Annotated in this window: 18 protein-coding genes and 3 pseudogenes; 14 read left to right on the top strand and 7 right to left on the bottom strand. The window is 59.9% G+C overall.

What is annotated here, in order from left to right; translation table 11 throughout:
• On the top strand, positions 1 to 237 hold a 237-nt coding region (locus EFR00_RS14540), incomplete at its 5' end, for an AMP-binding enzyme (RefSeq protein WP_425376254.1).
• Positions 238 to 639: 402 nt separating this feature from the next.
• Here the strand turns inward: EFR00_RS14540 and EFR00_RS14545 are convergent.
• A complete protein-coding gene (locus EFR00_RS14545; RefSeq protein WP_077989153.1) occupies positions 640 to 1,515 on the bottom strand; it encodes a GNAT family N-acetyltransferase in 876 nt (291 codons plus the stop codon).
• A 695-nt stretch (positions 1,516 to 2,210) separates the two neighbouring features.
• Between EFR00_RS14545 and EFR00_RS14550 the strand changes: the two genes are divergently transcribed.
• From EFR00_RS14550 to EFR00_RS33545, 4 genes and pseudogenes are all read left to right on the top strand, one after another.
• On the top strand, positions 2,211 to 3,488 hold the full coding sequence (locus EFR00_RS14550; RefSeq protein ID WP_077988946.1) for an NAD(P)/FAD-dependent oxidoreductase: 1,278 nt from the start codon (positions 2,211 to 2,213) through the stop codon (positions 3,486 to 3,488).
• 176 nt (positions 3,489 to 3,664) lie between these two features.
• Positions 3,665 to 3,914: pseudogene (locus EFR00_RS33540) on the top strand (aldehyde dehydrogenase family protein); the annotation flags it as partial.
• Positions 3,915 to 3,996: 82 nt separating this feature from the next.
• The gene (locus tag EFR00_RS14560; RefSeq protein WP_077988947.1) at positions 3,997 to 4,833 is read left to right on the top strand and encodes a GNAT family N-acetyltransferase; all 837 of its coding nucleotides are present in this window, start codon (positions 3,997 to 3,999) and stop codon (positions 4,831 to 4,833) included.
• Between the two features lie 12 nt (positions 4,834 to 4,845).
• Positions 4,846 to 4,994, top strand: a pseudogene (locus tag EFR00_RS33545) (aspartate aminotransferase family protein); the annotation flags it as partial.
• Positions 4,995 to 5,128: 134 nt separating this feature from the next.
• On the opposite strand, the gene EFR00_RS14570 reads toward EFR00_RS33545, so the two are convergent.
• The 3 genes from EFR00_RS14570 to EFR00_RS14580 all read right to left on the bottom strand — a co-directional run bounded on the left by EFR00_RS14570 (position 5,129) and on the right by EFR00_RS14580 (position 7,540).
• Positions 5,129 to 5,605, bottom strand: a complete 477-nt coding sequence (locus EFR00_RS14570; protein WP_040112430.1) for an Lrp/AsnC family transcriptional regulator — start codon at positions 5,603 to 5,605, stop codon at positions 5,129 to 5,131.
• A 179-nt stretch (positions 5,606 to 5,784) separates the two neighbouring features.
• The gene (locus EFR00_RS14575; protein ID WP_077988948.1) at positions 5,785 to 6,261 is read right to left on the bottom strand and encodes an Lrp/AsnC family transcriptional regulator; all 477 of its coding nucleotides are present in this window, start codon (positions 6,259 to 6,261) and stop codon (positions 5,785 to 5,787) included.
• Positions 6,262 to 6,466: 205 nt separating this feature from the next.
• Positions 6,467 to 7,540, bottom strand: coding sequence for a tartrate dehydrogenase (locus tag EFR00_RS14580; protein ID WP_077988949.1), 1,074 nt, complete (start codon positions 7,538 to 7,540; stop codon positions 6,467 to 6,469).
• Between the two features lie 139 nt (positions 7,541 to 7,679).
• On the opposite strand from EFR00_RS14580, the gene EFR00_RS14585 reads away from it, so the two are divergent.
• Positions 7,680 to 8,594: a LysR family transcriptional regulator gene (locus EFR00_RS14585; RefSeq protein WP_077988950.1), complete on the top strand. Its 915-nt coding sequence runs from the start codon at positions 7,680 to 7,682 to the stop codon at positions 8,592 to 8,594.
• Between the two features lie 70 nt (positions 8,595 to 8,664).
• Here the strand turns inward: EFR00_RS14585 and EFR00_RS14590 are convergent.
• Positions 8,665 to 8,967, bottom strand: a pseudogene (locus EFR00_RS14590) (aldehyde dehydrogenase family protein); the annotation flags it as partial.
• Positions 8,968 to 9,268: 301 nt separating this feature from the next.
• On the opposite strand from EFR00_RS14590, the gene EFR00_RS14595 reads away from it, so the two are divergent.
• The gene (locus EFR00_RS14595; RefSeq protein ID WP_225882536.1) at positions 9,269 to 9,808 is read left to right on the top strand and encodes a hypothetical protein; all 540 of its coding nucleotides are present in this window, start codon (positions 9,269 to 9,271) and stop codon (positions 9,806 to 9,808) included.
• Positions 9,809 to 10,446: 638 nt separating this feature from the next.
• Positions 10,447 to 13,473, top strand: a complete 3,027-nt coding sequence (locus EFR00_RS14600) for an alpha-mannosidase (RefSeq protein WP_077988952.1) — start codon at positions 10,447 to 10,449, stop codon at positions 13,471 to 13,473.
• 48 nt (positions 13,474 to 13,521) lie between these two features.
• On the opposite strand, the gene EFR00_RS14605 is transcribed toward EFR00_RS14600, so the two are convergent.
• Positions 13,522 to 14,439 (bottom strand): LysR family transcriptional regulator, encoded by a 918-nt coding sequence (locus EFR00_RS14605; protein ID WP_170961430.1) that lies wholly within the window; start codon positions 14,437 to 14,439, stop codon positions 13,522 to 13,524.
• Positions 14,440 to 14,558: 119 nt separating this feature from the next.
• Between EFR00_RS14605 and EFR00_RS14610 the strand changes: the two genes are divergently transcribed.
• Positions 14,559 to 15,395: an alpha/beta hydrolase family protein gene (locus tag EFR00_RS14610; RefSeq protein WP_040142182.1), complete on the top strand. Its 837-nt coding sequence runs from the start codon at positions 14,559 to 14,561 to the stop codon at positions 15,393 to 15,395.
• A 97-nt stretch (positions 15,396 to 15,492) separates the two neighbouring features.
• Here EFR00_RS14610 and EFR00_RS14615 read toward each other — a convergent pair whose 3' ends face one another.
• Entirely contained in the window at positions 15,493 to 16,488 is a 996-nt protein-coding gene (locus EFR00_RS14615; protein WP_077988953.1) for a substrate-binding domain-containing protein, read from the bottom strand.
• Positions 16,489 to 16,662: 174 nt separating this feature from the next.
• Here EFR00_RS14615 and EFR00_RS14620 point away from each other — a divergent pair, with 174 nt between their 5' ends.
• The 5 genes from EFR00_RS14620 to iolG all read left to right on the top strand — a co-directional run bounded on the left by EFR00_RS14620 (position 16,663) and on the right by iolG (position 21,563).
• On the top strand, positions 16,663 to 17,610 hold the full coding sequence (locus EFR00_RS14620) for a sugar ABC transporter substrate-binding protein (protein ID WP_077988954.1): 948 nt from the start codon (positions 16,663 to 16,665) through the stop codon (positions 17,608 to 17,610).
• Between the two features lie 122 nt (positions 17,611 to 17,732).
• Positions 17,733 to 18,854 (top strand): ABC transporter permease, encoded by a 1,122-nt coding sequence (locus EFR00_RS14625; RefSeq protein ID WP_009991852.1) that lies wholly within the window; start codon positions 17,733 to 17,735, stop codon positions 18,852 to 18,854.
• Between the two features lie 2 nt (positions 18,855 to 18,856).
• A complete protein-coding gene (locus EFR00_RS14630) occupies positions 18,857 to 19,651 on the top strand; it encodes an ATP-binding cassette domain-containing protein (protein WP_040142174.1) in 795 nt (264 codons plus the stop codon).
• A 75-nt stretch (positions 19,652 to 19,726) separates the two neighbouring features.
• A complete protein-coding gene (locus EFR00_RS14635) occupies positions 19,727 to 20,530 on the top strand; it encodes a TIM barrel protein (RefSeq protein WP_077988955.1) in 804 nt (267 codons plus the stop codon).
• 40 nt (positions 20,531 to 20,570) lie between these two features.
• Positions 20,571 to 21,563 (top strand): inositol 2-dehydrogenase, encoded by a 993-nt coding sequence (gene iolG, locus EFR00_RS14640; RefSeq protein WP_040112406.1) that lies wholly within the window; start codon positions 20,571 to 20,573, stop codon positions 21,561 to 21,563.
• The last annotated feature ends 260 nt before the right edge of the window (positions 21,564 to 21,823 follow it).

Genomic DNA, 21,823 nt, shown 5'->3' on the forward strand with positions numbered 1-21,823 from the left:
CATGTGCGCGCCGAAATCGGGCCGATCGCCTCGCCCGACAAGATCCAGTTTGCCCCCGGCCTGCCGAAGACCCGCTCGGGCAAGATCATGCGCCGCATTCTGCGCAAGATCGCCGAGGACGATTTCGGTGCGCTCGGCGACACCTCGACACTTGCCGATCCTGCTGTCGTCGATGATCTGATCGCCAACCGGCAGAACAAGGAAACGGCTCGGCCATCACGCACCGATGGCTCCTAATCATGCCACTCGCCTTCGACATGATGAGGAGAGGTGCACGAGGTTCAACTTCGGCGTAACAGTCTGTTCGGACCGTTTCGGAGCCAGTGAAACACACCGTGTGGGTGACAATGCTCTCGAGGTCGAAACTCGCCAAGTCGGGCAAAAGCCATTTTGCGCCGCCGACAAAACCCTCACCCAGGTGCTTGCGGACCACGATTAAACGTCAGCAGATCCTTGCCAGGAAGGAAACTGCGGGAATTGCAAGACCAAATTGCTATCGGGCCGGATCAATCATCGTCTTGTTGACCGCCCGCCGGAGAGAGGCAACTGACTGCACGATGGTCTGCGTGTCTCGCGCGGCAGATCAGCGGGATACCATCGTGCTGGATGGTCGCAGCTTTGGATTTTCGCTCGTCTGGCCTAACTCAAGGCATGGCCAGCGAGGCCATATACCGCCGGTTCGTTCGCTTGTCGATTCAGGAAGCGACGGCCTTTAGACATGGTCGTAACGGTCTCGGATATAGCCAGCCGGCTTTGTTGAAGAAAGTCCGCAAATGGGCCTTTCTCCCGTGTATCGACGCGGGCAAATTGACCAGCCAGATCTTTAAGATGCACGGCCGCGAGATGCATCGCATCGTGATCATTGCTTGCCACGATAGGGCCGACCACGTGACCGCGCCCGAACTCGCGACACATGGAATAGCCGACAGGTTCGCCGCCGCGCCGAAGCACGCAAATTGCAGCACCTTCTGCAAGAAGGGCAAGCAATCGCGCTCGGTTCGTCCCGAAGGCAGATGTGTCCAGAGCGGTAATCTCCTCTATCCTATCGATCGACAGCGCGCTCAACTCGCCATTCAAAGCTGGCAGCGCGGGAAGCGCGGGAGCGACGTCTCCCTGATACTGGTAAACCGTCGCTTCCTTTGTGAAACCGAGCGATAGATAGAGTTTATAAGCCGCGTCGGTCGAGTTTAGAGCCAGATTGCGGTCGCCGCATTGCTCGAACACTTGTTGCATCAACCAGCGGCCGTTTCCTTCTGCCTGCGTGCGAGGCGATGTGATCACGAGCCCGATGGTGGCAAAATCGTCACCATGAGGAAACCACATTGCACTTCCGAAGACGCGTCCAATTCCATCCACGGCGACGATGCCTCGGCCGGCGCGGCGCAGGAACTCCCAATCCTTGAGACGGTGCGGCCAGCCGACGCCGGTCGACAAGGCGTGAAGCAGGCTTACGTCAACGCTTTGGATGTCCTGGGCGATTAGTTCGAACGATTTCAGGCGCACCGATTTTTGCATTTCAGCTATCCGCTCCATCCTCCGGATCGCCCACCGCGCTGGCAGTGTCTCTGATCCCGGCTTAGGTTGCAATCTTGTTAGAATATTTACATACAGAGAGCGGCAGGTTCGGCTTGCTTTTAGGCATTATCCGCAATTTCTTACCTAACAAAGCCGCGATTCGGCAGGAATAACACTCAGCTCCGCTTAGAGTGGTGTCATCCGAGCCGCCTCCATGTTCGCGCAAGAACGCCAAAGATATTCTCGCCAGACGGGTCGCATTTCCTCCGTCGTGAATTCTCCAGCGGAGCTATCGCGGATTGGATCGGTAAATCGTCGCCAGATGGCAGGCCTGGTGACGCCCTATGGCCGGAAGGGGCTGCTTCAATCTGCGCGACAATAGGGCCTGCCTACTCACCTGTCACGTCGTACCTGCCGCCGACGCAGAGTGGAACTCGGATGCTCCATCGAGACGATGCGCAAGATCCATGTTCGCGTTTATGACTGAGCGCTCATCGCGGTGGGCGCGGCGGAAGGCAGCGAGCACGTTCAAATCTGCGGCACCTGGGGCGCATGGCACCAAACAGAATATCCTGTGGTTTGCCCCTCATAAGAAAGCCAATAATTGCGGAACGCAGCCGATCGCCCCGCACTATTGAGCGCAAGCAGGCCTATACTTGACGCATTCGATCAGACGAGCATAAGGGCTTGGGGTGATGAGATTTGCTTCCTACTGGCATGAGACTTCCATCCCATTTGCAAGCGGCACCGCTGGCCCGGTCTCGGGAGATTTCGAGGTGGCGGTGATCGGTGCGGGCTTCACGGGCCTGAGCGCTGCGCGCAAACTGGCGCAATCCGGGGTGAAGGTCGCCCTGCTGGAAGCGGAGCACGTCGGGTATGGTGCGTCCGGTCGCAATGGAGGGCACCTCAACAGCGGCCATTTCGCAAGTTTCAGCGCCGCAAAACAGCATCTCGGGGAAGACCGGGCACGCCGCTTGTGGCGAGCCTATGATGACTCGATCGATATGATTGAGCGGATCATCGAGGATGAAAAGATCGCGTGCGACTTCCGCCGGGGCGGCAAAATCAAGCTGGCATCGAAGCCGTCCCACGTGGCCAAGCTCCAAACGATGTGTGCAGAAATCCGCCGGGAGGTCGACCCGTCAGCCGAATGGCTGACGCGTGAGGACCTCCGCAAGGAGGTGATATCGGATGCCTTCCATGGCGGAATTCTCTCTCCGAAATCCGCGATGATGCACATGGGACGCTACGCCAACGGCCTGGCGCAGGCGGCCCACCGCTATGGCGCCGCAATCTGGGAACGTAACCCCGTCACCGCGCGCGAACGCGTGGGGAATGGCTGGCGGCTCAACACGCCGACAGGCAGGCTAACCGCGCGCCAGGTCATCCTGGCGACAGACGCCTATACGCCGAGCACCTTCAACTATTTCCGACGAAGGCTCATGCCGATCGCTTCCTTCATCATTGTGACACGACCGCTCACCCCGCAGGAGATGGCCGCGGCGGTTCCGGGCAACCGCAACTTTACGAACTCCCTCAACATCGCCAATTATTTCCGCCTCACACCCGACAACCGCATGCTGTTCGGAGGGCGGGCCAGATTTTCGGCGGTATCGAACCAGAAAACCAACGTCAGCTCCGGTCAGCTTCTGCGCCAGCAGATGGTTGGCATATTCCCGCAGCTCGCAAATGTCGAGATCGACTATTGCTGGGGCGGGCTCGTCGGTTGCACGCAGGATCGTTATCCTCGGGCGGGCAGCGCCGAAGGGGTGATTTACAGCATGGGTTATTCCGGCCACGGAGCCCAGTTGTCGACTTTCATGGGTAACGCGCTTGCCGATATGGCCATGGGGCGCAAGGACGCCAACCCGCTTGACGGTTTCGCCTGGCCCGCGGTTCCGCTGAATGCCGGGAATCCCTGGTTCCTGCCTATTGTGGGCACCTATTACCGAATGAAGGATTTGATGCCCTGACCGATTTTCGCACCGCGTATTAGCGCCTTTCTGCCGGGCTGGTGCTGGCGCGCCAGGGACGTTTTGTGGCTGCTTTCGATGCCTTGATCCTGGCGAGGGGGCATCGTCGCGCAAAGGCGGCATTACCAGCGCCAGCCGCTGATCCCGTCCAAAGGAGAGATCTACTGGCGCCCCAGCCTCTTGGTCGCGCCGCCTACGTCTACACCGAAAGCTGAGCCTGGCGTGTTGACGCGCAGCACTCGAATTCGGCTTGGCCGGACTTAACACCGGCGCCATCTCACCGAGGTAGCCTCTTTTGGCGGTTTCAAACAGTCCGGCCTCGGGCGCGAGTGTGCGCAGGTAGGCTCCGAGGACAAGCTGATGGCGGGCGCGTGGGTCATTCGGTGCCAGCATAAGATGCCGCGGACCATGAGGGGAAAACGATAAGATGTCACTGAGAGTGCAGCCTTTGGTCGATTTGCCTACTCACACTCATTCACCATTTACACAAGAAATCCGAGGAAGTGTCGTGCAGACAAGTCAGATCGATATTGCCGCTTTTAGCCCCGAACATCTGAGTGCCGCCGTGAACCTCTCCCGGCAGGCAGGCTGGCCCCATCGCCCCGAGGATTGGCAGATGGCGCTTGCATTAAGTGAGGGCGTCGTCGCCATCGAGGACGGCCGAGTGGTCGGCACCGTCCTAGTTACGCGGTATCGGGAAGACTGCGCTACGATCAATATGGTCATCGTCGACGAGGCCATGCGGGGGCGCGGCCTTGGCCGCAGACTAATGGAGGCCGCGATAGGCATTGCCGGTGAGCGGTCGTTGCGGCTCGTGGCGACGGCTGAAGGTCTTCCGCTTTACGAAAAGTTTGGTTTCCGTGAGACCGGCCGCATTTTGCAGCACCAAGGCATTGCAGAGAGAGTAGCCGCGCCACCGGCCGCGATGGCCGCAACACTAACCGATGTCGCTGTCATCGAAGAACTCGATCGAAAGGCTTTCGGAGCTGATCGCAGCGATCTGATTTCATATCTTGCGAAAACCGGTGAATTAGCTGTGGTACGCCATGACGGCAAGGTCACCGGTTTCGCCTTCCTTCGCACTTTTGGCCGTGGCGAGGTTATCGGTCCTGTCATCGCCGCGAACCTCGACGACGCCAAGGCACTCATCTCCTATTTTATTGCCGCGCGGCCCGGCAAGTTCCTCAGGGTCGATACCACCGCCGCCGCGGCCGGCCTTTCCCAATGGCTCTCCGAGCAGGGCCTCCCTCATGTGAGCGGTGCCATTGCCATGATGAAGCCGCCAATCGCGATTGGAGATTCCGGTCCCACCATCTTTGCTCTCACCAACCAGGCGCTCGGGTGATCCGGAGGCCTCAGTGGCTTGGGCATCCGGGCCTTCGCCAATGGTGTCCTCGGTTGCGCGCCGCCACTCTGCTGCACGACGAATGACATCGCGATCATCGAGCGCAGCCGCAGAGGCTCGAAGACACTCTGACCGGTTCCGATGTGCGCGCGGTCTTGTAAGGCTGAGCACCTCCGCTCGCGTTTACATAGCCGACGACCATGAGGTCAGAGGATTGCTCTACGCCATTCTGAACGGTCGGAGAGCTTATTTCGGCAAGGATCTGCCCCCGTGGCATTGAAAGCGCGGGATCAAGCTACAGAGGAAACAGACTCGTTAACGGCATATGGGCTTTGACAATGGGCGACTTCAGCACCACGAAACTGAAATATTTGTCGATGCCGATCTCCATATCGGAGAGTCGCTCCATGATCGTCTGATACTCGCTGATCCCGGCTGTAACGAATTTCAAGAGATAGTCATAGCCACCGGAGACGAGATGGCATTCAATGACCTGGTCAACCTTTTCGACCGTCGCCAGGAAACGGGCGAAGTCCACCTGCCGGTGGTTCTTCAGGGTAATCTCGGTGAAAACCGTTAGCGTCTGGCCGAGCTTGGCGACGTTGATCTGCGCGGAATAGCCTTCGATAAAACCTTCCGACTGTAATTTTTTCACTCGCATCAGGCAGGGGCTCGGGGAAAGGTTGACGAGCTCGGCGAGTTCTACGTTGGTCACGCGCCCATTCTTCTGCAACTCATGTAGAATCTTTATATCGATCCGGTCGAGTTTCATCGCGTCACTCCGCCTGTCGAGCTGCAAAGAGGCGCGGCATGGTGTACTGCCGTGTCTCGGGCCGTCAGACTAACACGTTGGATAAACATGTCGATTGCGTTTCGAGGTTTTGAGAGGAACGAACAACTGCGGCAAATTGCAGGGACGGCATTTTATGCTGCCGTCGCCGATCCTGTGACTTATAGCTGAAACAGACTCGTCAAGGGCATACGCGCTTTCACGAGCGGGGATTTGAGCACGATGAAACTGAAATATTTGTCAATGCCGATTTCCATGTCGATGAGCCGCTCCATGATCGTCTGGTACTCCTCTATCCCCGCCGTGACGAACTTCAGAAGGTAGTCGTAGCCTCCGGAAACCAGATGGCATTCCATCACTTGGTCGATCTTCTCGATCGTCGCGAGGAAGCGGGCAAAGTCGATCTGCCGATGGTTCTTCAGGGTAATCTCCGTGAATACCGTCAGGGTCTGAGCAAGCTTGTTGAAATCGATCTGAGCCGAATACCCTTCTATGTAGCCCTCCGCCTGCAGCTTCTTTATGCGTATGAGACACGGACTGGGCGACAGGTTGACTAGTTCGGAGAGCTCGACATTGGTGATCCGTCCATTCTTCTGCAGTTCATGAAGGATCTTGATGTCGGTACGGTCGAGTTTCATGGGCTTTGGTCTCCGCTAATGAGAATGGCGCGAATGTCATCGGCGTCCGTTCCGGCGCCGACGACGATGCGACGCCCCTGCGGTAGAAGTGGCAGATGCCGTGGGACGATCTTGGCTGGACTGGGCTGGCGTTTGCAACGTCAAATATACGACGCAATGTCGCCCCGCGCCTTCTGATCGTCTCAAGTCATGGTTCGTTCCTCCTTTAGGCGTTGGAGGAGTGGATCGCGTCGCAGACGGCGTCCGTGACTTCCTTGGTGGTGGCCGTCCCGCCGACATCCGGGGTGAGGATGCCCGCGCCGGTGACCGTTTCGACAGCGCGCATGAGGCGGGCCGCGGCCTCCTGCTCGCCGAGATGCTCCAGCATCTGGGCCGCAGTCCAGAAGGTGGCGACGGGGTTGGCAATGCCTTTGCCGGTGATGTCGAAGGCCGAGCCGTGGATCGGTTCGAACATCGAGGGGAAGCGGCGCTGCGGATCGATATTGGCCGTGGGTGCAACTCCGATGCTGCCGGCGAGCGCGCCGGCCAGATCGGAGAGGATGTCCGCGTGCAGATTGGTCGCGACAATTGTATCGAGGCTTTGCGGCTTCAGCGTCATCCTGACGGTCATGGCATCGACCAGCATCTTGTCCCAGGTGACGTCGGGAAATTCTTCAGCCACTTCGGCGGCGATCTCGTCCCACATGACCATGCCGTGTCGCTGGGCATTTGATTTGGTCACCACCGTCAGCAACTTGCGCGGTCGCGCCCGCGCCAGCTTGAAAGCATAGCGCATGATGCGGGTGACGCCGACGCGCGTGAAGATAGCGACTTCGGTTCCAACTTCCTCCGGCAGGCCGCGATGGGCACGGCCGCCATTGCCGGAATATTCGCCTTCGGAATTCTCGCGGACGATCACCCAGTCGAGATCGCCGACGCCACAATTGCGTAGCGGAGGGGTGATACCTGGAAGGATCTTGGTCGGCCGGACATTGGCATATTGGTCGAAGCCCTGGCAGATCGGCAGTCTGAGCCCCCATAGGGTGATGTGGTCAGGAACATCCGGCGCTCCGACGGCGCCGAAATAGATTGCATCGAATTTCTTCAACCGCTCAAGCCCGTCGCGGGGCATCATCACGCCGTGCTTTTTGTAATAGTCGGAACCCCAGTCGAAGTTTTCGATGGTGAATTTCACGTCGCCCAGACGTTCTTCCAGAGTTGCGAGTACGCTCCGTCCGGCAGCAATGACCTCGGGGCCTATCCCGTCGGCGGGGATGGCTGCGATAAAGTATTCACGCATCAATCTTCTCCAGTAGCGCCTTTGCATTCACCGCAGGAAGGAAGGGCTTTCTCCGCTCGACTAAAGCCTAGGACCTGGAGCTCGGTTTACTCAATCACCAAAAAATTATATAAAAAATCGATATAATGGGAGATGGCACATGGAGCTTGAACAGTTGCGCTGCTTCATTGCCGTTGCGGAAGAGCTTCATTTCGGCCGGGCGGCTCAAAGGATAGGATTGCTACCCGCATCGCTTGGACGCCACGTCCGCTTGCTCGAAGAGTCGGTTGGGAGCCAGTTGCTGTACCGCACGACCCGAAGCGTCTCGCTGACCGAGGACGGGGTCGCTCTCTTGGAGGAGGTCAGACCGCTTCTCGCCCGGCTGAATGAGCTTGAACAACGGTTTCGCGCGAACCAGCGGCAACGCAGTCATGTCTTGCGCATAGGCGCAATCGACAGCGCGGCCGCCGGCCTCCTCCCGACGCTGATCCAGGACTTCCGAGCAATCGCGCCTGATGTCAAAACCCAACTGACAGAGGACAAATCCATTCGGCTTGTGCCGAAGCTCTTGGCCGGCGGGTTGGACCTGGCGTTCATCAGGCCGCGCTCTGGAATGAGCCAAAACCTCGCAGTCGAGGATTTATTTTCTGAGACAGCCGTCGTGGCAGTGCCGTCCGCGCATGTACTCGCCGACAATAATAGCATCTCTCTTCCTGATTTAGCGAGTGAGCCGCTGATTGTACCGGACAGGAGATCCAGACCCCACAGCTATGATCTTACTCTGAATATGTTTGCGGCGGCAGGCCTTCACCCATACATTGCCCAGGTAGCCGATGAAAAACAAACGATCGTCAGCATGGTCGCGGCGGGACTTGGTCTCGCCGTCGTCCCAAGATGGACATCATCGCTCGCTTCAGCCGGCGTCCGCTTTCTCCCTCTTGACGACGGGACCGGCCAGGCGACGCAGACACTGCCGTTGGCGGCTGCGTGGATGAAAGCAGTTCGAGATCCACAAAGAGATGCTCTGCTTGATCTTCTAAGACAGAATCTCGCGAGATATTCCGCACAGGCATGATCGATTTTGTCGACATTTGCTTTGTATTGCTACGTGTCGCTGATGGCTGTCCACATGGTTCGGACAGCCTTTGCCTCTTACCTGTGACCTCCCGCCTCGACTCATGGAGCGGTTTGCCCTGCTCGCGCGTCAGCGCAAGATGTCGGCGGTCCCTGCGCATCAGCTTGCAGCGGTCGAAGGCCGACGTTTGCCGCCAGAGCGTGAAGCCCTTGTCGGCCGCTTCCAGCGCGAGATCGAGGTCGGCGTGACGCGCATGGGCGACGCAGCCGATCACCTCCTCGGTCGCCGGATCGACGACCGCGATAGTCTCCGCAGCCAGGGCGTCGCGCCATTCGCCGCCGATGAAAAGCCTTACGTCCGGATAGGTATGCATGAGATCAACCGCTGTTCGACATTGTGGCGGGCCGGCGGGCTGCGGCCCGCGGCATTTTCTAGAGTGCGGCGGACTGGTGAAGCCGAGCCGCTTCGGCGCATGTCATCAGCATAACATCGGCGCGGCTCTGGACATCGGCGAGGAAATGCTCGAGGGCTGCAATCCGGCTGGCGCGACCGCTTCCATAGTCCGAACGCGGGCTAACGGTGATTGTCGCAAAGCAACGCTCGGCATGCATAGCCTCGAATTCCTGCCTCCACCAAGCCAAGAGCCTCGCATGGGTCGCCCGCCGCGATAATGTGTGAGGTTTTCCGAACCGCATCATCCAATCACCGAAAGCATGCCGCTGTCTCACATGAGCTGGCACTGGGGCGGCTCCTACAATGTTCCGGAAAGCGCGCGCTCGATCCTCGAGATCGACGATGGCCGTGGCAGTCTGTTTCTCGATTTTCCCGCATTGCCGGGCGGCGGGCGTTTGCTGCTCTCGACGCTCGACCCGCATTCGCACAACGGCCAGCGCTTCATGCCGGCGACCACGCGGTGCCTGCGTTCCTTCTATCCCTGGCTGAACCGCGAGCTCAGCATCGAGCGGCCTTTGAGGAACCGGTTCACCTATCTGCAATGCTCGCATGTCCCATCGGAGTGGCAGCCTGACGGGTTGCAGGAAAGCCTCGCACAGGCCGGCCTGGAAACCTCGTTCGTTCCGCAATACGAGCTCGGCCCCGGGATTCTTGACAGGACGGACACGCTCTACATTCCAAGCAGCCATGATGAGTTCTTTCTCAAGAGCCGAGCTGAAGATCTGCTCGCATTTCTCGCGCGGGGCGGGCGATCTGGCTGACCGATGTCGGCCCGGAGCACGATCCGAAACCGTCGGACTGGATCTGGCAATATCCGACGCCGGCCGGGCGCGGCGGATATGTCTTCATGCACAACGGCGACAACATGACCCGCTATCCCGATTGCGGTCCGAAAAAGGAAGGGCTCGTCGCCAATGTCGCCATCGCGCTGCGAAAGCTCTCGATGGGCGAGTTATCGTTCTGAGCAAAAGTAAGGATGCGGGCGGGGATTCTACATTACCGGGCTGACGGTTCCAGTCCCATCACGGCGTCCAGCACATAGCGGCACCTTGGTCCCCGACCGGGAGAGGAAAGGCTCTCGACCACTTCCGATGCGCGATTTTGGGTGGTTCGCGCCACGACGGTCCTTCGAGCAAGGTAAACTCAGGCTCGCTGACAATCCGGAAATGTCCGCACGGACTGCCCTGTAGGCTCAAAGCTTTTTTGATCATTTTCCGTCGGCTACGAACCTCCGCATTCCTTTGCACTTGACGGCAAATCAAAGTTACTTAATCTAAAGACTCGGCAGGACCCGCTGGGAGGAGGGGCCGGCAATCGCGAGCTCTGCCGCACCATCCGTCATCTCCCAAAGCCCATGACTCCGGATCGTTCGCGGCCGATTTTTGAACAGGGATAAGCCATGCCTTTGACCATTGCCCAACGCCTCGATCGCCTCAAAGTCCGCATTGCGGAGCTCGCGCATTGGCGGGATCGGCAGAGTAGCCCGATCGACGGCTGGACCTTCGAAGGCGAGCCGATCGGCCATCATCAGGACTGGCCGCATCGCCAGGGCGTCGTGCATTTTGCTGCGGAAGCTGAGGCGCCGGCGGGCTGGCCGCTCGAGGATATCCGCCTGCAGCTCGATCTCGGCGGCGAGAGCCTGATCACGCTGAGCTATCCTGATGGCGAGAGCGAGACGTTCGGACTCGATCCCTACCATCAGGAATTTCCGGTCAGGGGCCGCCGCTTTTCGATTGCGACGGAAAGCGTCGCGCGCTTTCCCTTTGGCGAGCCGAACCGGACGCCGCGGCTCAACAAGGCCCGGCTGATCTGGCTCGACGGCCCGGCCCATCGCCTGCATCTTCTGTTGAAGCAGGTGGCCGAAGCGATCGAGGTGCTCGGCGATCATGAAGTCGTGCCGCATATGATGGATGCGGCCGAGCAGGCCTTGCGCAGCCTCGACTGGCCGTCGGATACCGCCGCTTACGTCTCCCGCACCGCCGATGCCGTCATGCAGCAGAAGATCTGGGAGCTGCCGGAACTCGAGGACAATCCGGCGGGCCTCTCCGACGAGCAGAGCGCTTCTGCCGCCTCCGCCTTCGAGGCGCTGACGGCGCGGCTGAAGGAATTGCAGAAGCGCTTTCCTGCCAATGGCGAGCTGGTGCTGACCGGCCATGCGCATATCGATCTCGCCTGGCTCTGGCCCTATCGCGAGACGCGGCGGAAGATGCGGCGCACCTTCAACACGGCGCTGTCGCTGATGGAGCGCTCAGCCGATTTCCGCTTCAACCAATCGACCGCCCATTATTACGCGCAGATGGAAGAGGAAGACCCGGAGCTTCTCGATCGCATCAAGAAGAAGGTCGCGGAAGGTAAGTGGGAAACCCTCGGCGGCATGTGGGTGGAGCCCGATACCAACATGCCCACAGGCGAAAGTCTCGCCCGCCAGGTTCTCTACGGCCAGCGCTATTTCGAAAAGACCTTCGGCGCGCGCCATACGGTCTGCTGGCTGCCGGACTGCTTCGGCTTCTCCGGCGCGCTGCCGCAGATCCTGAGACAGGGCGGCATCGACAGCTTCTTCACCATCAAGGTCAATTGGAGCGAGACCAATCACATTCCCTCCGATCTCTTCTGGTGGAAGGGCCTCGACGGCAGCAAGGTGCTGACCCACACCTTCGATAACCCGATGCAGGGTTATAACGGCTTCGTGCAGGCCGATTGCTATCTGCCGACCTGGAAGAATTTCCGCGGCAAGGTGCAGCATCATGCCTCGCTTCTCGCTGTCGGCTATGGCGACGGCGGCGGCGGCGTGACGCCTGAAATGGTGGAGCGCGAAGTGCAGCTGCGCGATTTTCCGGCCATCCCGCAGGCGCGCTGGGGCACGGTCAAAGGCTTCTACGAAGAGGCGCACCGAACTGCATCGGAGAAGAACCTGCCCGTCTGGGATGGCGAGATTTATCTCGAACTGCACCGGGCGACGCTGACGACGCAAAGCGGCGTCAAGCGCAAACACCGCCAGGCCGAACGGGCGCTGATCACCGCCGAGACGCTGGCGTCGCTCGCCCACATGCTCGGAGCTGAAAAGCCGAGGAGCCTTGAGGCGGATTGGCGCGTGGTGCTGAAGAACGAATTCCACGACATCTTGCCTGGTTCGAGCATCCGCGAGGTTTATCAGGACGCGGAGCAGGAGCTCGGCGGGGTCATCGAGCACGCCAAGGCCGAACAGGCCAAGGGCTTGCAGCTATTGTCGGCCCAGCTACCGAAAGGCAGCGTCGGCGATGCGCTTGTCGTCGTCAACCCGTCGCTTGTGCCGCGGCCCCTCAGCGCCACGCTCGCCGACGGCACCGTCGTCTCGGCCGCCGAAAATGTCGCACCCCTGTCCGTCGCCGTCTTCGACCGGCAGGCGCTGCAGCCGGCGGCCGGGCTCAAGGCGAGTTCCGATCGCCTCGAAAACGATCATCTCGCCGTCGTCATCGGCAGGGACGGCGCGGTCGCGAGCCTCCTTCACAAGGCGAGCGGCCGTGAGGCGGTCGACGGCTCGGCAAACCAGCTCTGGGTCTATCCGGCCGACAAGCCGCGCAACTGGGACGCCTGGGATATCGATGCCGATTATGCCGAAAAGGCCGTCCGTCTCGAAGCGCCCGAAAGCATCGGCCTCGTCGAAAGCGGCCCGCATCGCGCGGCGATCCGCGTCGTCCATCGCTACCGCAATTCGAGCGTCACGCAAACCTATGTCCTTACGGCGAACGCCAAGCGGCTCGACATCGAAACGACGATCGACTGGCATGACCGCCGCACTCTGTTGCGCACGCTGAACCCCGTCGACGTCAGGTCGCGCAAGGCGACCTTCGAATGCGCGTTCGGCGTGGTCGAGCGGGCGACGCACACCAACACCTCCTGGGAACAGGCGATGTTTGAGGCCGTCGCCCATCGTTTTGTCGATATCAGTGAGCCGGGCTTCGGAGTCGCGCTGCTCAACAATGCCAAATACGGTCACAGCGCTCGCGGCAATGTGATCGGCATGAGCCTGGTGCGCGGACCGATCTATCCGGATCCGCTGGCCGACGAAGGCGAGCAGAACTTCACCTATGCGCTGATGCCGCATGACGGCGCCTGGCATGAAAGCTGCGTGCTGGATGAAGCGCTCGACCTGAACCAGCCGCTCGTCACCGCAGAAGCCCACGGCCTCTCCGTCGGCACTTTCGCGCCGCTTGCCGTCTCCGGTACGCCCGTCGCCTTCTCGGGCCTGAAGCCCGCGGAAGAGGGCGACGGCCTCATCCTGCGCCTCTACGAACCCGCCGGCCGGCGCGGCCGCCTCTCTCTCAACCTGCCTTCCGGATGGAGCGCGTCGCAGCCGCTCAACATTCTTGAAGAGCCGATGGAGCGCCAAGGACCGGCAGACATCATGCCGTTCGAAATCCGGACTTGGAGACTGCGGAAGGGCTGATGGTCCTTCGTTGCAAAAGCGCTCCGCCGCTCGACACGGCCCGGCGACTCATTCTCCGAAGTATGAAAATGGAGTGCCGAGCCGGGCAGCAAAGTTCTCGACGACGAAATCCACGAAAGCGCGGATTTTGGGTGAAAGCTGGCGGTTTGACGGCCACACGAGCGAGAGCGAGCCGAAGGGCGCCATGAAGGCGGTGAGGACGGGGATCAGCGTGCCGGCCCGGATATGCGGCTCGGCGACATAGACGGGCAGATGCGCGAGGCCGAGCCCATCCCTGGCCGCCCGCAGCCCGGCATCGGTGTTGTTGAATGTCAAGCTTTTCGGCAGAAGCAGCCGCTCGTGCGGCGGGCGGAAGGCCCAGGGCGCGGTGCGGCCGGTCGATGGATATTTGAAGTGAATGCAGGCGTGCCGCGAGAGATCGTCGGGCGTGTCCGGCCGTTCGTGAAGTTCGAGATAGGCGGGACTCGCGCAGACGACGAAATGCTGCTCGCCGAGACGACGGGCGATCAGCCGCGCATCGGCAAGCTCGCCGCTGCGCACGACGACATCGAGCCCCTCCGTAATGAGATCGATGACCCTGTCTTCGAAATCGATGTCCAGTTCGATCTCGGGGAACTGCGCGGTGAAGCTCGGCAGGATCGGCATCAGAAGATGGTGCCCGACGATATGTGGAACGCTGACGCGCAGGCGCCCCCTTGGCCGGTCCCGGCCCTTTGATACGGCTGCCTCTGCATCCTGCATGTCGTCGAGGACGCGTTTGTAGTGCTCGTAGAGGACCGCCCCTTCCTCTGTCAGGCTGATGCTGCGCGTCGTGCGATTGAAGAGCCGCACGCGGAGCCGGCTTTCGAGACGCGCAACCGCCTTTCCGATGGCCGACGGCGAAACGCCGGCAAGGCGCGCGGCGGCGACATAGCTCCGCTGTTCGGCGGCATGAACGAAGGCGACGACGCTTGCAAGACTATCCACGGCCACTCCCAATTGAGGACATTTTGTCCTTTATGTAAGTCCATGTGCGTTGGTTGATCAACATTGCGTAACAAATATCCTTTGTCTCGGATGCCTGCCCAATTGAAGGAGCGAATGCCATGCGGGACTATGCAAAGGAGTTGCCCGAGCACAGGGAAAAATTCATCGGAGAGAACGACCTTTTTCTTGAGATATTCCATGGGAACCATGGCTCGCAGCGGGCCGGCCGGCCGCCTCTGCTGTTTGTCCATGGCGCCTTCACCGGAAGCTGGATGTGGAGCAAGTACATTCCGCATTTCATGGCCGCAGGATGGGACTCCTACTGCATCAATCTGCGTGGCCATTACAAAAGCAGATCGGTCGATTTCACGCGGGTCGGATTCGAGGATTATCTCGAAGACATTCAGGTGGCGATCGCCGAAATCGTCGATGAGAGCGGAAGCCCGCCTATCGTGATCGGCTTCAGCATGGGCGGCATCCTGAGCCAGAAACTGGCGGAAAGCGTGGAGATCGCCGGGCTGGTGCTGATCGATTCCAGCATCTGCAAGCAAGTGCATCACGAGGTGCCCTATCAGGGCCTTGCTCCGCAGGCGCACGGTCTCGTCGTGCCCGCGCCGGCGCGCGGCGAGCAGGTCAGCGCCGATGAGATCTTCGAAGATATTGCGTTTCAGCGGAAATACCTGTCGATTGAGTCAGGCAAGGCTTTCAGCGCCTTCTCCTTTCATTTCGGAGCGGAGGGGATTTCCGTCGACGGCAGCAGGATTAGCTGTCGAAGCCTTGTCATCTCCGCTGTTGGCAATGAAGACGATGACCGGCGCGGCCGGGCGGCGGCGCGCCATATCGGCGGCGAATATCTGGGTCTTGCCGGCACGACGCATACGGGTCTGCTGGTCGGGCAAAGGTATCACGAAGCGGTCAGCCGCATTATGGATTGGCTGGCGCGCTTGCAAGTTTGATCTATCCGCTTTCCAAGCCGAGGGCCCGGTGATAACCACCGGAATGGGCTTCCAGGTGCGACAATATCGAGCCGCGGCTTCCCTTCAACACCGGCAATCAGGCGGATAGTCTGGAAACGAGATGACCTGGCAAGGTGACAGCTTCAACGGCGCGGGCTCCGGTAATCATCTCCACTATCGTGTTGATCATGTCATAAGTGGGCTGCTCGTAAGTTGTCAGGCCATAGGCCGGCGTCGCGCCAAGCTCGATATTGTCGAAGCCGACCACCGCAAGGTCTTGCGGCACGCGGCAACCAAATTCACTGCGGGCCGTATCCATGGCTCCTAACGCCAGAATGTCGTTTTCACACATCAACACATCGACGCGCGAGGGAGGCGGAGTAGCGCTCAGATAGGCTCGCGCCGCTTCGGCGCCCGCCTCAGCACTGTATCGGTCTGTATTGAGCTCTACGACGCTCTCGACGCCCTTCCGCCGCCAGAAATTCGCGTAATGATGGCGCCGGCCGAGTGCCGTCGACAGGGTTCTTGCTCCCGTCATGAAGCCCGGACGGCGATAGCCCTTGTCGAACAGGTAATCGACCATCTGGCTGAGAGCGAGTTCCGCATCGCAGGCGATTGCCGGGACGCCGGGGATCTGGCTGTCTCTTGCCAGAACGAACATCGGCGGAAAACCTGGGCCGAGGCGTCGATCGCCGAGCGTTTCCTCGCGAAATGCCGTCCCGAACAGGATCACCGCGTCGAATTGCCGTTGGTCGGCATTGATCAGCGCGTGAACGTGATCGAAATGCCGATTGATATTGATCAATACAGTCAGTAGTCCCTCCGCCTGCAGGCGCTCGGTGAGCATCTCCAGAACCGGAAGCTTGTGCGGATTGGCGAAGTCATCGACGAAGACCGCGACCTGATGCGTGATGTTTGTGGCGAGGCTGCGGGCAAGCAGGTTCGGCGAATAGTTCAGCGCCTCGGCGGCCTGAAGCACCTTTTGCCGGCTGGCGTCGGTAATGGATGCACCTGGTGTAAACGCACGGATGACCGTCCATTTCGATACGCCGGCAGCTTCAGCCACCTCCTTTGCCGTCGCCCTTTTGCGCATGACTGTCTCCTCCTGATTGGAATGAATATTCCATAAAAAAATAAAAATGGAATGGATGCTTGATTTTTGCCGACAATAAAGTAGTTTGTCCCAGCTTGCTACCGGGTGCAGAAGGATTTGCTACCGGTAGCAACTGCGGGTCCGTATGGAGCGGACTGTTTTTGGGAGGGTTAGATGAAATCTGGTTTGAAATCGCTTTTCGCGGGCGCTGCCGTCGCTGTTGCATTCATGTGTTCTTCAGCAATCGTCAATGCGGCGGACATTCGCATCGTTGCCGTTACCCATGGCCAGGCCAATGACCCGTTCTGGTCCGTGGTCAAGAACGGCGTCAACGCAGCTGCGAAGGATATCGGCGTCAGCGTCGACTATCGGGCGCCGGAAACATTCGACATGGTGTCGATGGGCCAACTCATCGATGCGGCCATCAATCAGAAACCTGACGGGCTGATCGTCTCCATCCCGGACTCTTCGGCGCTCGGTCCGTCCATCAAGAAGGCCGTGGCCGCTGGCATTCCGGTTATCTCGATCAACTCCGGTTCCGACGTATCGAAGGAATTGGGGGCGCTTCTGCATGTCGGCCAGGACGAATACACCGCCGGCAAGGCCGCTGGCGCGAAGCTGCATGAGCTGGGCGGTAAGGAAGGCTTGTGCGTCAATCAGGAGGTCGGCAATGTCGCGCTCGATCTGCGCTGCAAGGGCTTTGCCGACGGTTTTGGCGGCAAGGTCACGGTTCTGCCCGTCAGCAACGATCCTGCCGACGTCCGGGCCAAGGTCAAGGCGGCGCTGAGCTCGAACACCGCTGTCGATACCGTCATGGCGCTCGGTGCCGGCACCGCCGGCGAGCCGTCTCTGGCGGCTGTCGAGGATGTCGGAATGACCGGCAAGATCCGCGTGGCGACCTTCGACCTTTCGGCCGATTTCCTGAAGGCCGTGGCCGACGGCAAGGCAGCCTTCGCGATTGATCAGCAGCAGTTCCTGCAGGGTTATCTGCCGGTCGTGTTTTTGGCGAATTACGCCAAATACGGGCTGATCCCAGGCGGCAACGTTCCGTCCGGTCCGAACCTGATCACCAAGGAAAAGGCCGCCCAGGTCGTCGATCTTTCCGCCAAGGGCATTCGCTGACCGACTTGCCGAAAGGCATTCTCGCAGAATCTCCTCCCCCTCGAGGGGAGGGGGTTCGGTTGAAAGAGCGCTGCCGAGCAGCGCCGCCGCTACCTCAAAACAAAGATTACATGGGAGGAGTTATGGCTTCGCTTGAGCAGAACACGGCGGCTGCGCCGACGGTCGATGAGCGCGTCAAACAAGTGAGTTTTTTAACACATATGATGCGGCGGCCCGAACTGGGTGCGGTCGCCGGCCTTGTCCTCGTCATCGTGTTTTTCTTTCTTACTGCAGATTCGACGATGTTCTCCCTTTCCGGCCTGATGACAATCATGGCGCCGGCATCGCAACTGGGAATCCTCGCCATAGCGGCGGCACTGCTCATGATCGGCGGAGAGTTCGATCTCTCGATCGGCTCGATGGTGGCTTTCGCAGGATTGATCTTCGGCGTCATCCTGACCAATTTCGGTCAACCCCTTTCGGTTGCCATCGTCATGACGATGCTGTTTGCGGCGTTCATGGGCGCGATCAATGGGCAGATCGTCATCCACACCCGCCTGCCGTCGTTCATCGTGACTCTGGCATTTCTGTTCATACTGCGCGGCTTGACCCTCGTCGGTCTGAAATGGGCCACGGGCGGCTCGACGCAGCTTCGCGGCATCGGCGATCATGTGAAGGACAGTCCGCTGCTCGGGCTCTTTTCCGGCGATGCGCTGAAGGGCCTATTTGTCTGGCTTGCAGATCACGATCTGATCGACAAGTTCCCCAATGGCCTGCCGAAGGTCACGGGCATCCCGGTGTCGGTCTTGTGGTTCGTCGTGCTTGCCCTGGCTGCAACCTGGGTCCTGCTGCGCACCCGCATGGGCAACTGGATCTTCGCGGCCGGTGGCGATCCGAATGCAGCAAGAAACTCAGGTGTGCCTGTCCATCGGGTGAAAACCGGCTTGTTCGCCTTGACGGCATGTGCCGCCGCGCTGGTCGCCATCATCACCGTGCTTGACGCCGGCTCGACCGACGCCCGACGCGGTTTTCAAAAAGAGTTCGAGGCGATCATCGCCGCCGTCATTGGCGGGTGCCTGCTCACCGGCGGCTATGGCTCGGCGATCGGCGCCTTCTTCGGAGCGATTATCTTCGGCTCGGTTTCCATCGGCCTGACCTATACCAGGTTCGACTCCGACTGGTTTCAGGTCTTCCTCGGCTCGATGCTGCTGCTGGCTGTTCTCTTCAACAATTTCATTCGCCGCAAGGTTACCGGGGAGCGCTGATCATGCCAGACGTCAATAACCGAACGCCGATCATCGAAGTAACCGATATCGTCAAGCACTACGGCTCCGTGATCGCTCTCAACGGCGTGTCGATGCAAGTGTCGGCCGGAGAGGTATTGTGTCTCCTCGGAGACAATGGTGCCGGCAAATCCACCTTGATCAAGACGCTGTCTGGCGTCGTCCGGCCAAGCGGAGGTGTCTTCCTGGTCGAAGGCAAGCCGGTCAACTTCCGCAGCCCGCGCGACGCACTCGATGCAGGGATCGCGACGGTCTACCAGGACCTCGCAATGATTCCGCTGATGTCGATCACGCGTAATTTTTTCATGGGGCGGGAGCCTCGCAAAGGCATCTTCCCATTCCGTCACTTCGACCTCGCGCACTGCAACGATGTCACGCGTGAAGAGATGCGCAAAATCGGCATTGATATCCGCGATCCCAATCAGGCGGTGGGCACACTGTCGGGTGGCGAACGCCAATGCGTTGCGATTGCACGCGCGGTCTATTTCGGTGCCAAGATCCTTATTCTCGATGAGCCCACCTCGGCGCTCGGCGTGGCGCAAACTTCGATGGTGCTGAAATACATCCACCAGGTCCGACAAAACGGACTGGGCGTGATTTTCATCACCCACAATGTTCGGCACGCCTATGCGGTCGCGGACCGCTTCACCATTCTCAACCGCGGTCAGACGCTCGGCACTTTTGCCAAGGCGGATATCGCGATGGACGAGCTTCAGAACCTGATGGCGGGCGGTAAGGAGCTGCAGCAACTGTCCGAGGAGCTCGGCGGCACAATCTAGCCCTGCTTATCCCCGCGGTGCCGGATTGGCTTTGGCAAGCTGCCGCATTCTCAATCAACAAACATGGAAATGGTCATGAACGACGGTCCGTCGAATACATCATCCCCCTTCACGCTCGCTGTCTGCGCCGAAATGGTCTTCAAGTCGCTTCCTGTGGTCGACAGGCTGAAGCGTATCAGCGAACTCGGCTTTCAGGCCGAAATCTGGGATTGGACAAAACACGACATCGCCACGCTTGCGCGATCGGGAGCGGTCTTTTCGTCAATGACCGGCTATGTGTCGGGCACGCTTGCCGATGATGAAGGTGCGGAAGAATTACTGCAAACCGCGAAGTTATCGATCCCCGTTGCCCGGCAGCTGAATTGCCCGCGTCTCAACCTGCACGGAACCGGCCTCGACGGCAATGGACTGCCGGTCGTCAAGGCTGACCAAGTGACGGGTGCGATGTGGCTCAAGGCGCGCGACACGCTGAAGCGCATTGCCGACCTCGGAGAGCAGGAGGGCGTGACCTTCGTGCTCGAAAACCTCAACCAAGCCGTCGATCACCCCAAGACCCCGTTTGCCAAGGCCGAGGATACGCTCGCGCTCGTTTCGTCCGTGAACCGGCCGGCGTTGAAGCTTAACCTCGATCTCTATCACGCCCAGATCGGTGAGGGGAACCTGATCGAGCTGTGCCGGCGGGCGCTGCCCTATATCGGCGAAATCCAGGTGGCGGATGTTCCCGGTCGCATGGAACCGGGCACCGGGGAGATCAACTACAAGGCCATCGCCCGCGCGCTCAAGGACATGGGCTATCGCGGCACGATCGGCATGGAGGCCTGGGCCTCGGGTGATGACGAGACGGCGCTTGCCCGCTTCCGCAACGCCTTCACCGTTTAGATTTCGATAGTCAAGACTTACAGATAATGGAGAGACATCAATGATCAGATTTGGAGTGATCGGCGCCGGCCGCATAGGCAAGGTGCATGCCGCAACTATCGCGGCGAACCCGAAAGCGAAGCTCGCCTATGTGGCGGATGCCTTCAAGGCATCGGCAGAGGCGCTTGCCGCGCAGACCGGCGCCGGGGTTGCCGACGCGGAGGACGTCATCAACTCCGCCGACGTCGATGCGATCCTTATCGCGACACCGACCCCGAGCCACGCCGACCTCATCGAGGCGGCGGCACGCGCCGGCAAGGCAATCCTTTGCGAAAAGCCGGTATCCCTTTCGGTCGAGCGCATCAATAGCTGCCTCGACGTCGTTGAGAAAAACAGGTCGACCTTGATGATCGGCTTCAATCGCCGCTTTGACCCGAACTTCGCGAGTGTGGAAGCGCGCCTGCGCCGGGGCGATGTCGGAGCAATTGAAATCGTGACGATCACCAGCCGGGATCCAGCGCCGCCGCCTGCCGACTACGTCAAATCCTCCGGTGGTCTGTTCCGCGACATGATGATCCATGACTTCGACATGGCCCGCTTCCTCATGGGCGAGGAATTCGTCGTCGTGAACGCGCTGGGGTCGTCTCTCGTCGACAAGGCAATCGGAGCCGAGGGCGATGTGGATACTGCCGCCGTGCAGATGCAGACGGCTTCGGGCCGTATTGCCGTGATCACCAATTCGCGCCGGGCGACCTATGGCTACGACCAGCGCATCGAAGTCCATGGAGCTGCCGGCATGCTCGCGGCGAAGAATATCCATGCCACGAGCGTCGAGCTTTCCAATGCGAACGGCGTCAGCGGCGATCCTGTTCAATATTTCTTCCTCGAACGCTATGCACAGGCCTACGCCAACGAGATCAACGCCTTCATCGAAGCGATCGACAGCGGCAACTCCTCGCCGCGGCCAGGGGGGCTGGATGGGCTCCAGGCTCAGAAATTGGCGGAGGCCGCTACTGTGAGCTGGCAGACAGGCAGGCCAGTTGCCGTCAATTGACGTCATGGCGATGCAGTCCGGTCCATATCGCCCGCTGTATCGCCCATCCCAAGAAATGCGACGACTTATCCTGCGCGAAATGCATCTGCCACGGAGGTGCCAATGTCAGTCATGTGTCCTTTGAGAGATCAACGTCCTCAAACTTTTCAGGAACTAAAACAGTTCATCGCTGAGGGACGAATCTTCCTCCCGCACCAGGTGGAACAGGTGGCCAGGCGGATGCTTGAGCAGCCGGACATGATTGCTTTCGAGAGCGCTGC

The sequence above is a fragment of the Rhizobium sophoriradicis genome, from assembly GCF_003939025.1.
GTDB lineage: Bacteria > Pseudomonadota > Alphaproteobacteria > Rhizobiales > Rhizobiaceae > Rhizobium > Rhizobium sophoriradicis.

Excerpts from the sequence above, each read along its gene's own strand:
- EFR00_RS14545 (WP_077989153.1), bottom strand. The coding sequence starts at position 1,515 with ATGCAAAAATCGGTGCGCCTGAAATCGTTCGAACTAATCGCCCAGGAC.
- EFR00_RS14550 (WP_077988946.1), top strand. The coding sequence starts at position 2,211 with ATGAGATTTGCTTCCTACTGGCATGAGACTTCCATCCCATTTGCAAGC.
- EFR00_RS14570 (WP_040112430.1), bottom strand. The coding sequence starts at position 5,605 with ATGAAACTCGACCGGATCGATATAAAGATTCTACATGAGTTGCAGAAG.
- EFR00_RS14575 (WP_077988948.1), bottom strand. The coding sequence starts at position 6,261 with ATGAAACTCGACCGTACCGACATCAAGATCCTTCATGAACTGCAGAAG.
- EFR00_RS14580 (WP_077988949.1), bottom strand. The coding sequence starts at position 7,540 with ATGCGTGAATACTTTATCGCAGCCATCCCCGCCGACGGGATAGGCCCC.
- EFR00_RS14585 (WP_077988950.1), top strand. The coding sequence starts at position 7,680 with ATGGAGCTTGAACAGTTGCGCTGCTTCATTGCCGTTGCGGAAGAGCTT.
- EFR00_RS14600 (WP_077988952.1), top strand. The coding sequence starts at position 10,447 with ATGCCTTTGACCATTGCCCAACGCCTCGATCGCCTCAAAGTCCGCATT.
- EFR00_RS14610 (WP_040142182.1), top strand. The coding sequence starts at position 14,559 with ATGCGGGACTATGCAAAGGAGTTGCCCGAGCACAGGGAAAAATTCATC.
- EFR00_RS14615 (WP_077988953.1), bottom strand. The coding sequence starts at position 16,488 with ATGCGCAAAAGGGCGACGGCAAAGGAGGTGGCTGAAGCTGCCGGCGTA.
- EFR00_RS14620 (WP_077988954.1), top strand. The coding sequence starts at position 16,663 with ATGAAATCTGGTTTGAAATCGCTTTTCGCGGGCGCTGCCGTCGCTGTT.
- EFR00_RS14625 (WP_009991852.1), top strand. The coding sequence starts at position 17,733 with ATGGCTTCGCTTGAGCAGAACACGGCGGCTGCGCCGACGGTCGATGAG.
- EFR00_RS14630 (WP_040142174.1), top strand. The coding sequence starts at position 18,857 with ATGCCAGACGTCAATAACCGAACGCCGATCATCGAAGTAACCGATATC.
- EFR00_RS14635 (WP_077988955.1), top strand. The coding sequence starts at position 19,727 with ATGAACGACGGTCCGTCGAATACATCATCCCCCTTCACGCTCGCTGTC.
- iolG (WP_040112406.1), top strand. The coding sequence starts at position 20,571 with ATGATCAGATTTGGAGTGATCGGCGCCGGCCGCATAGGCAAGGTGCAT.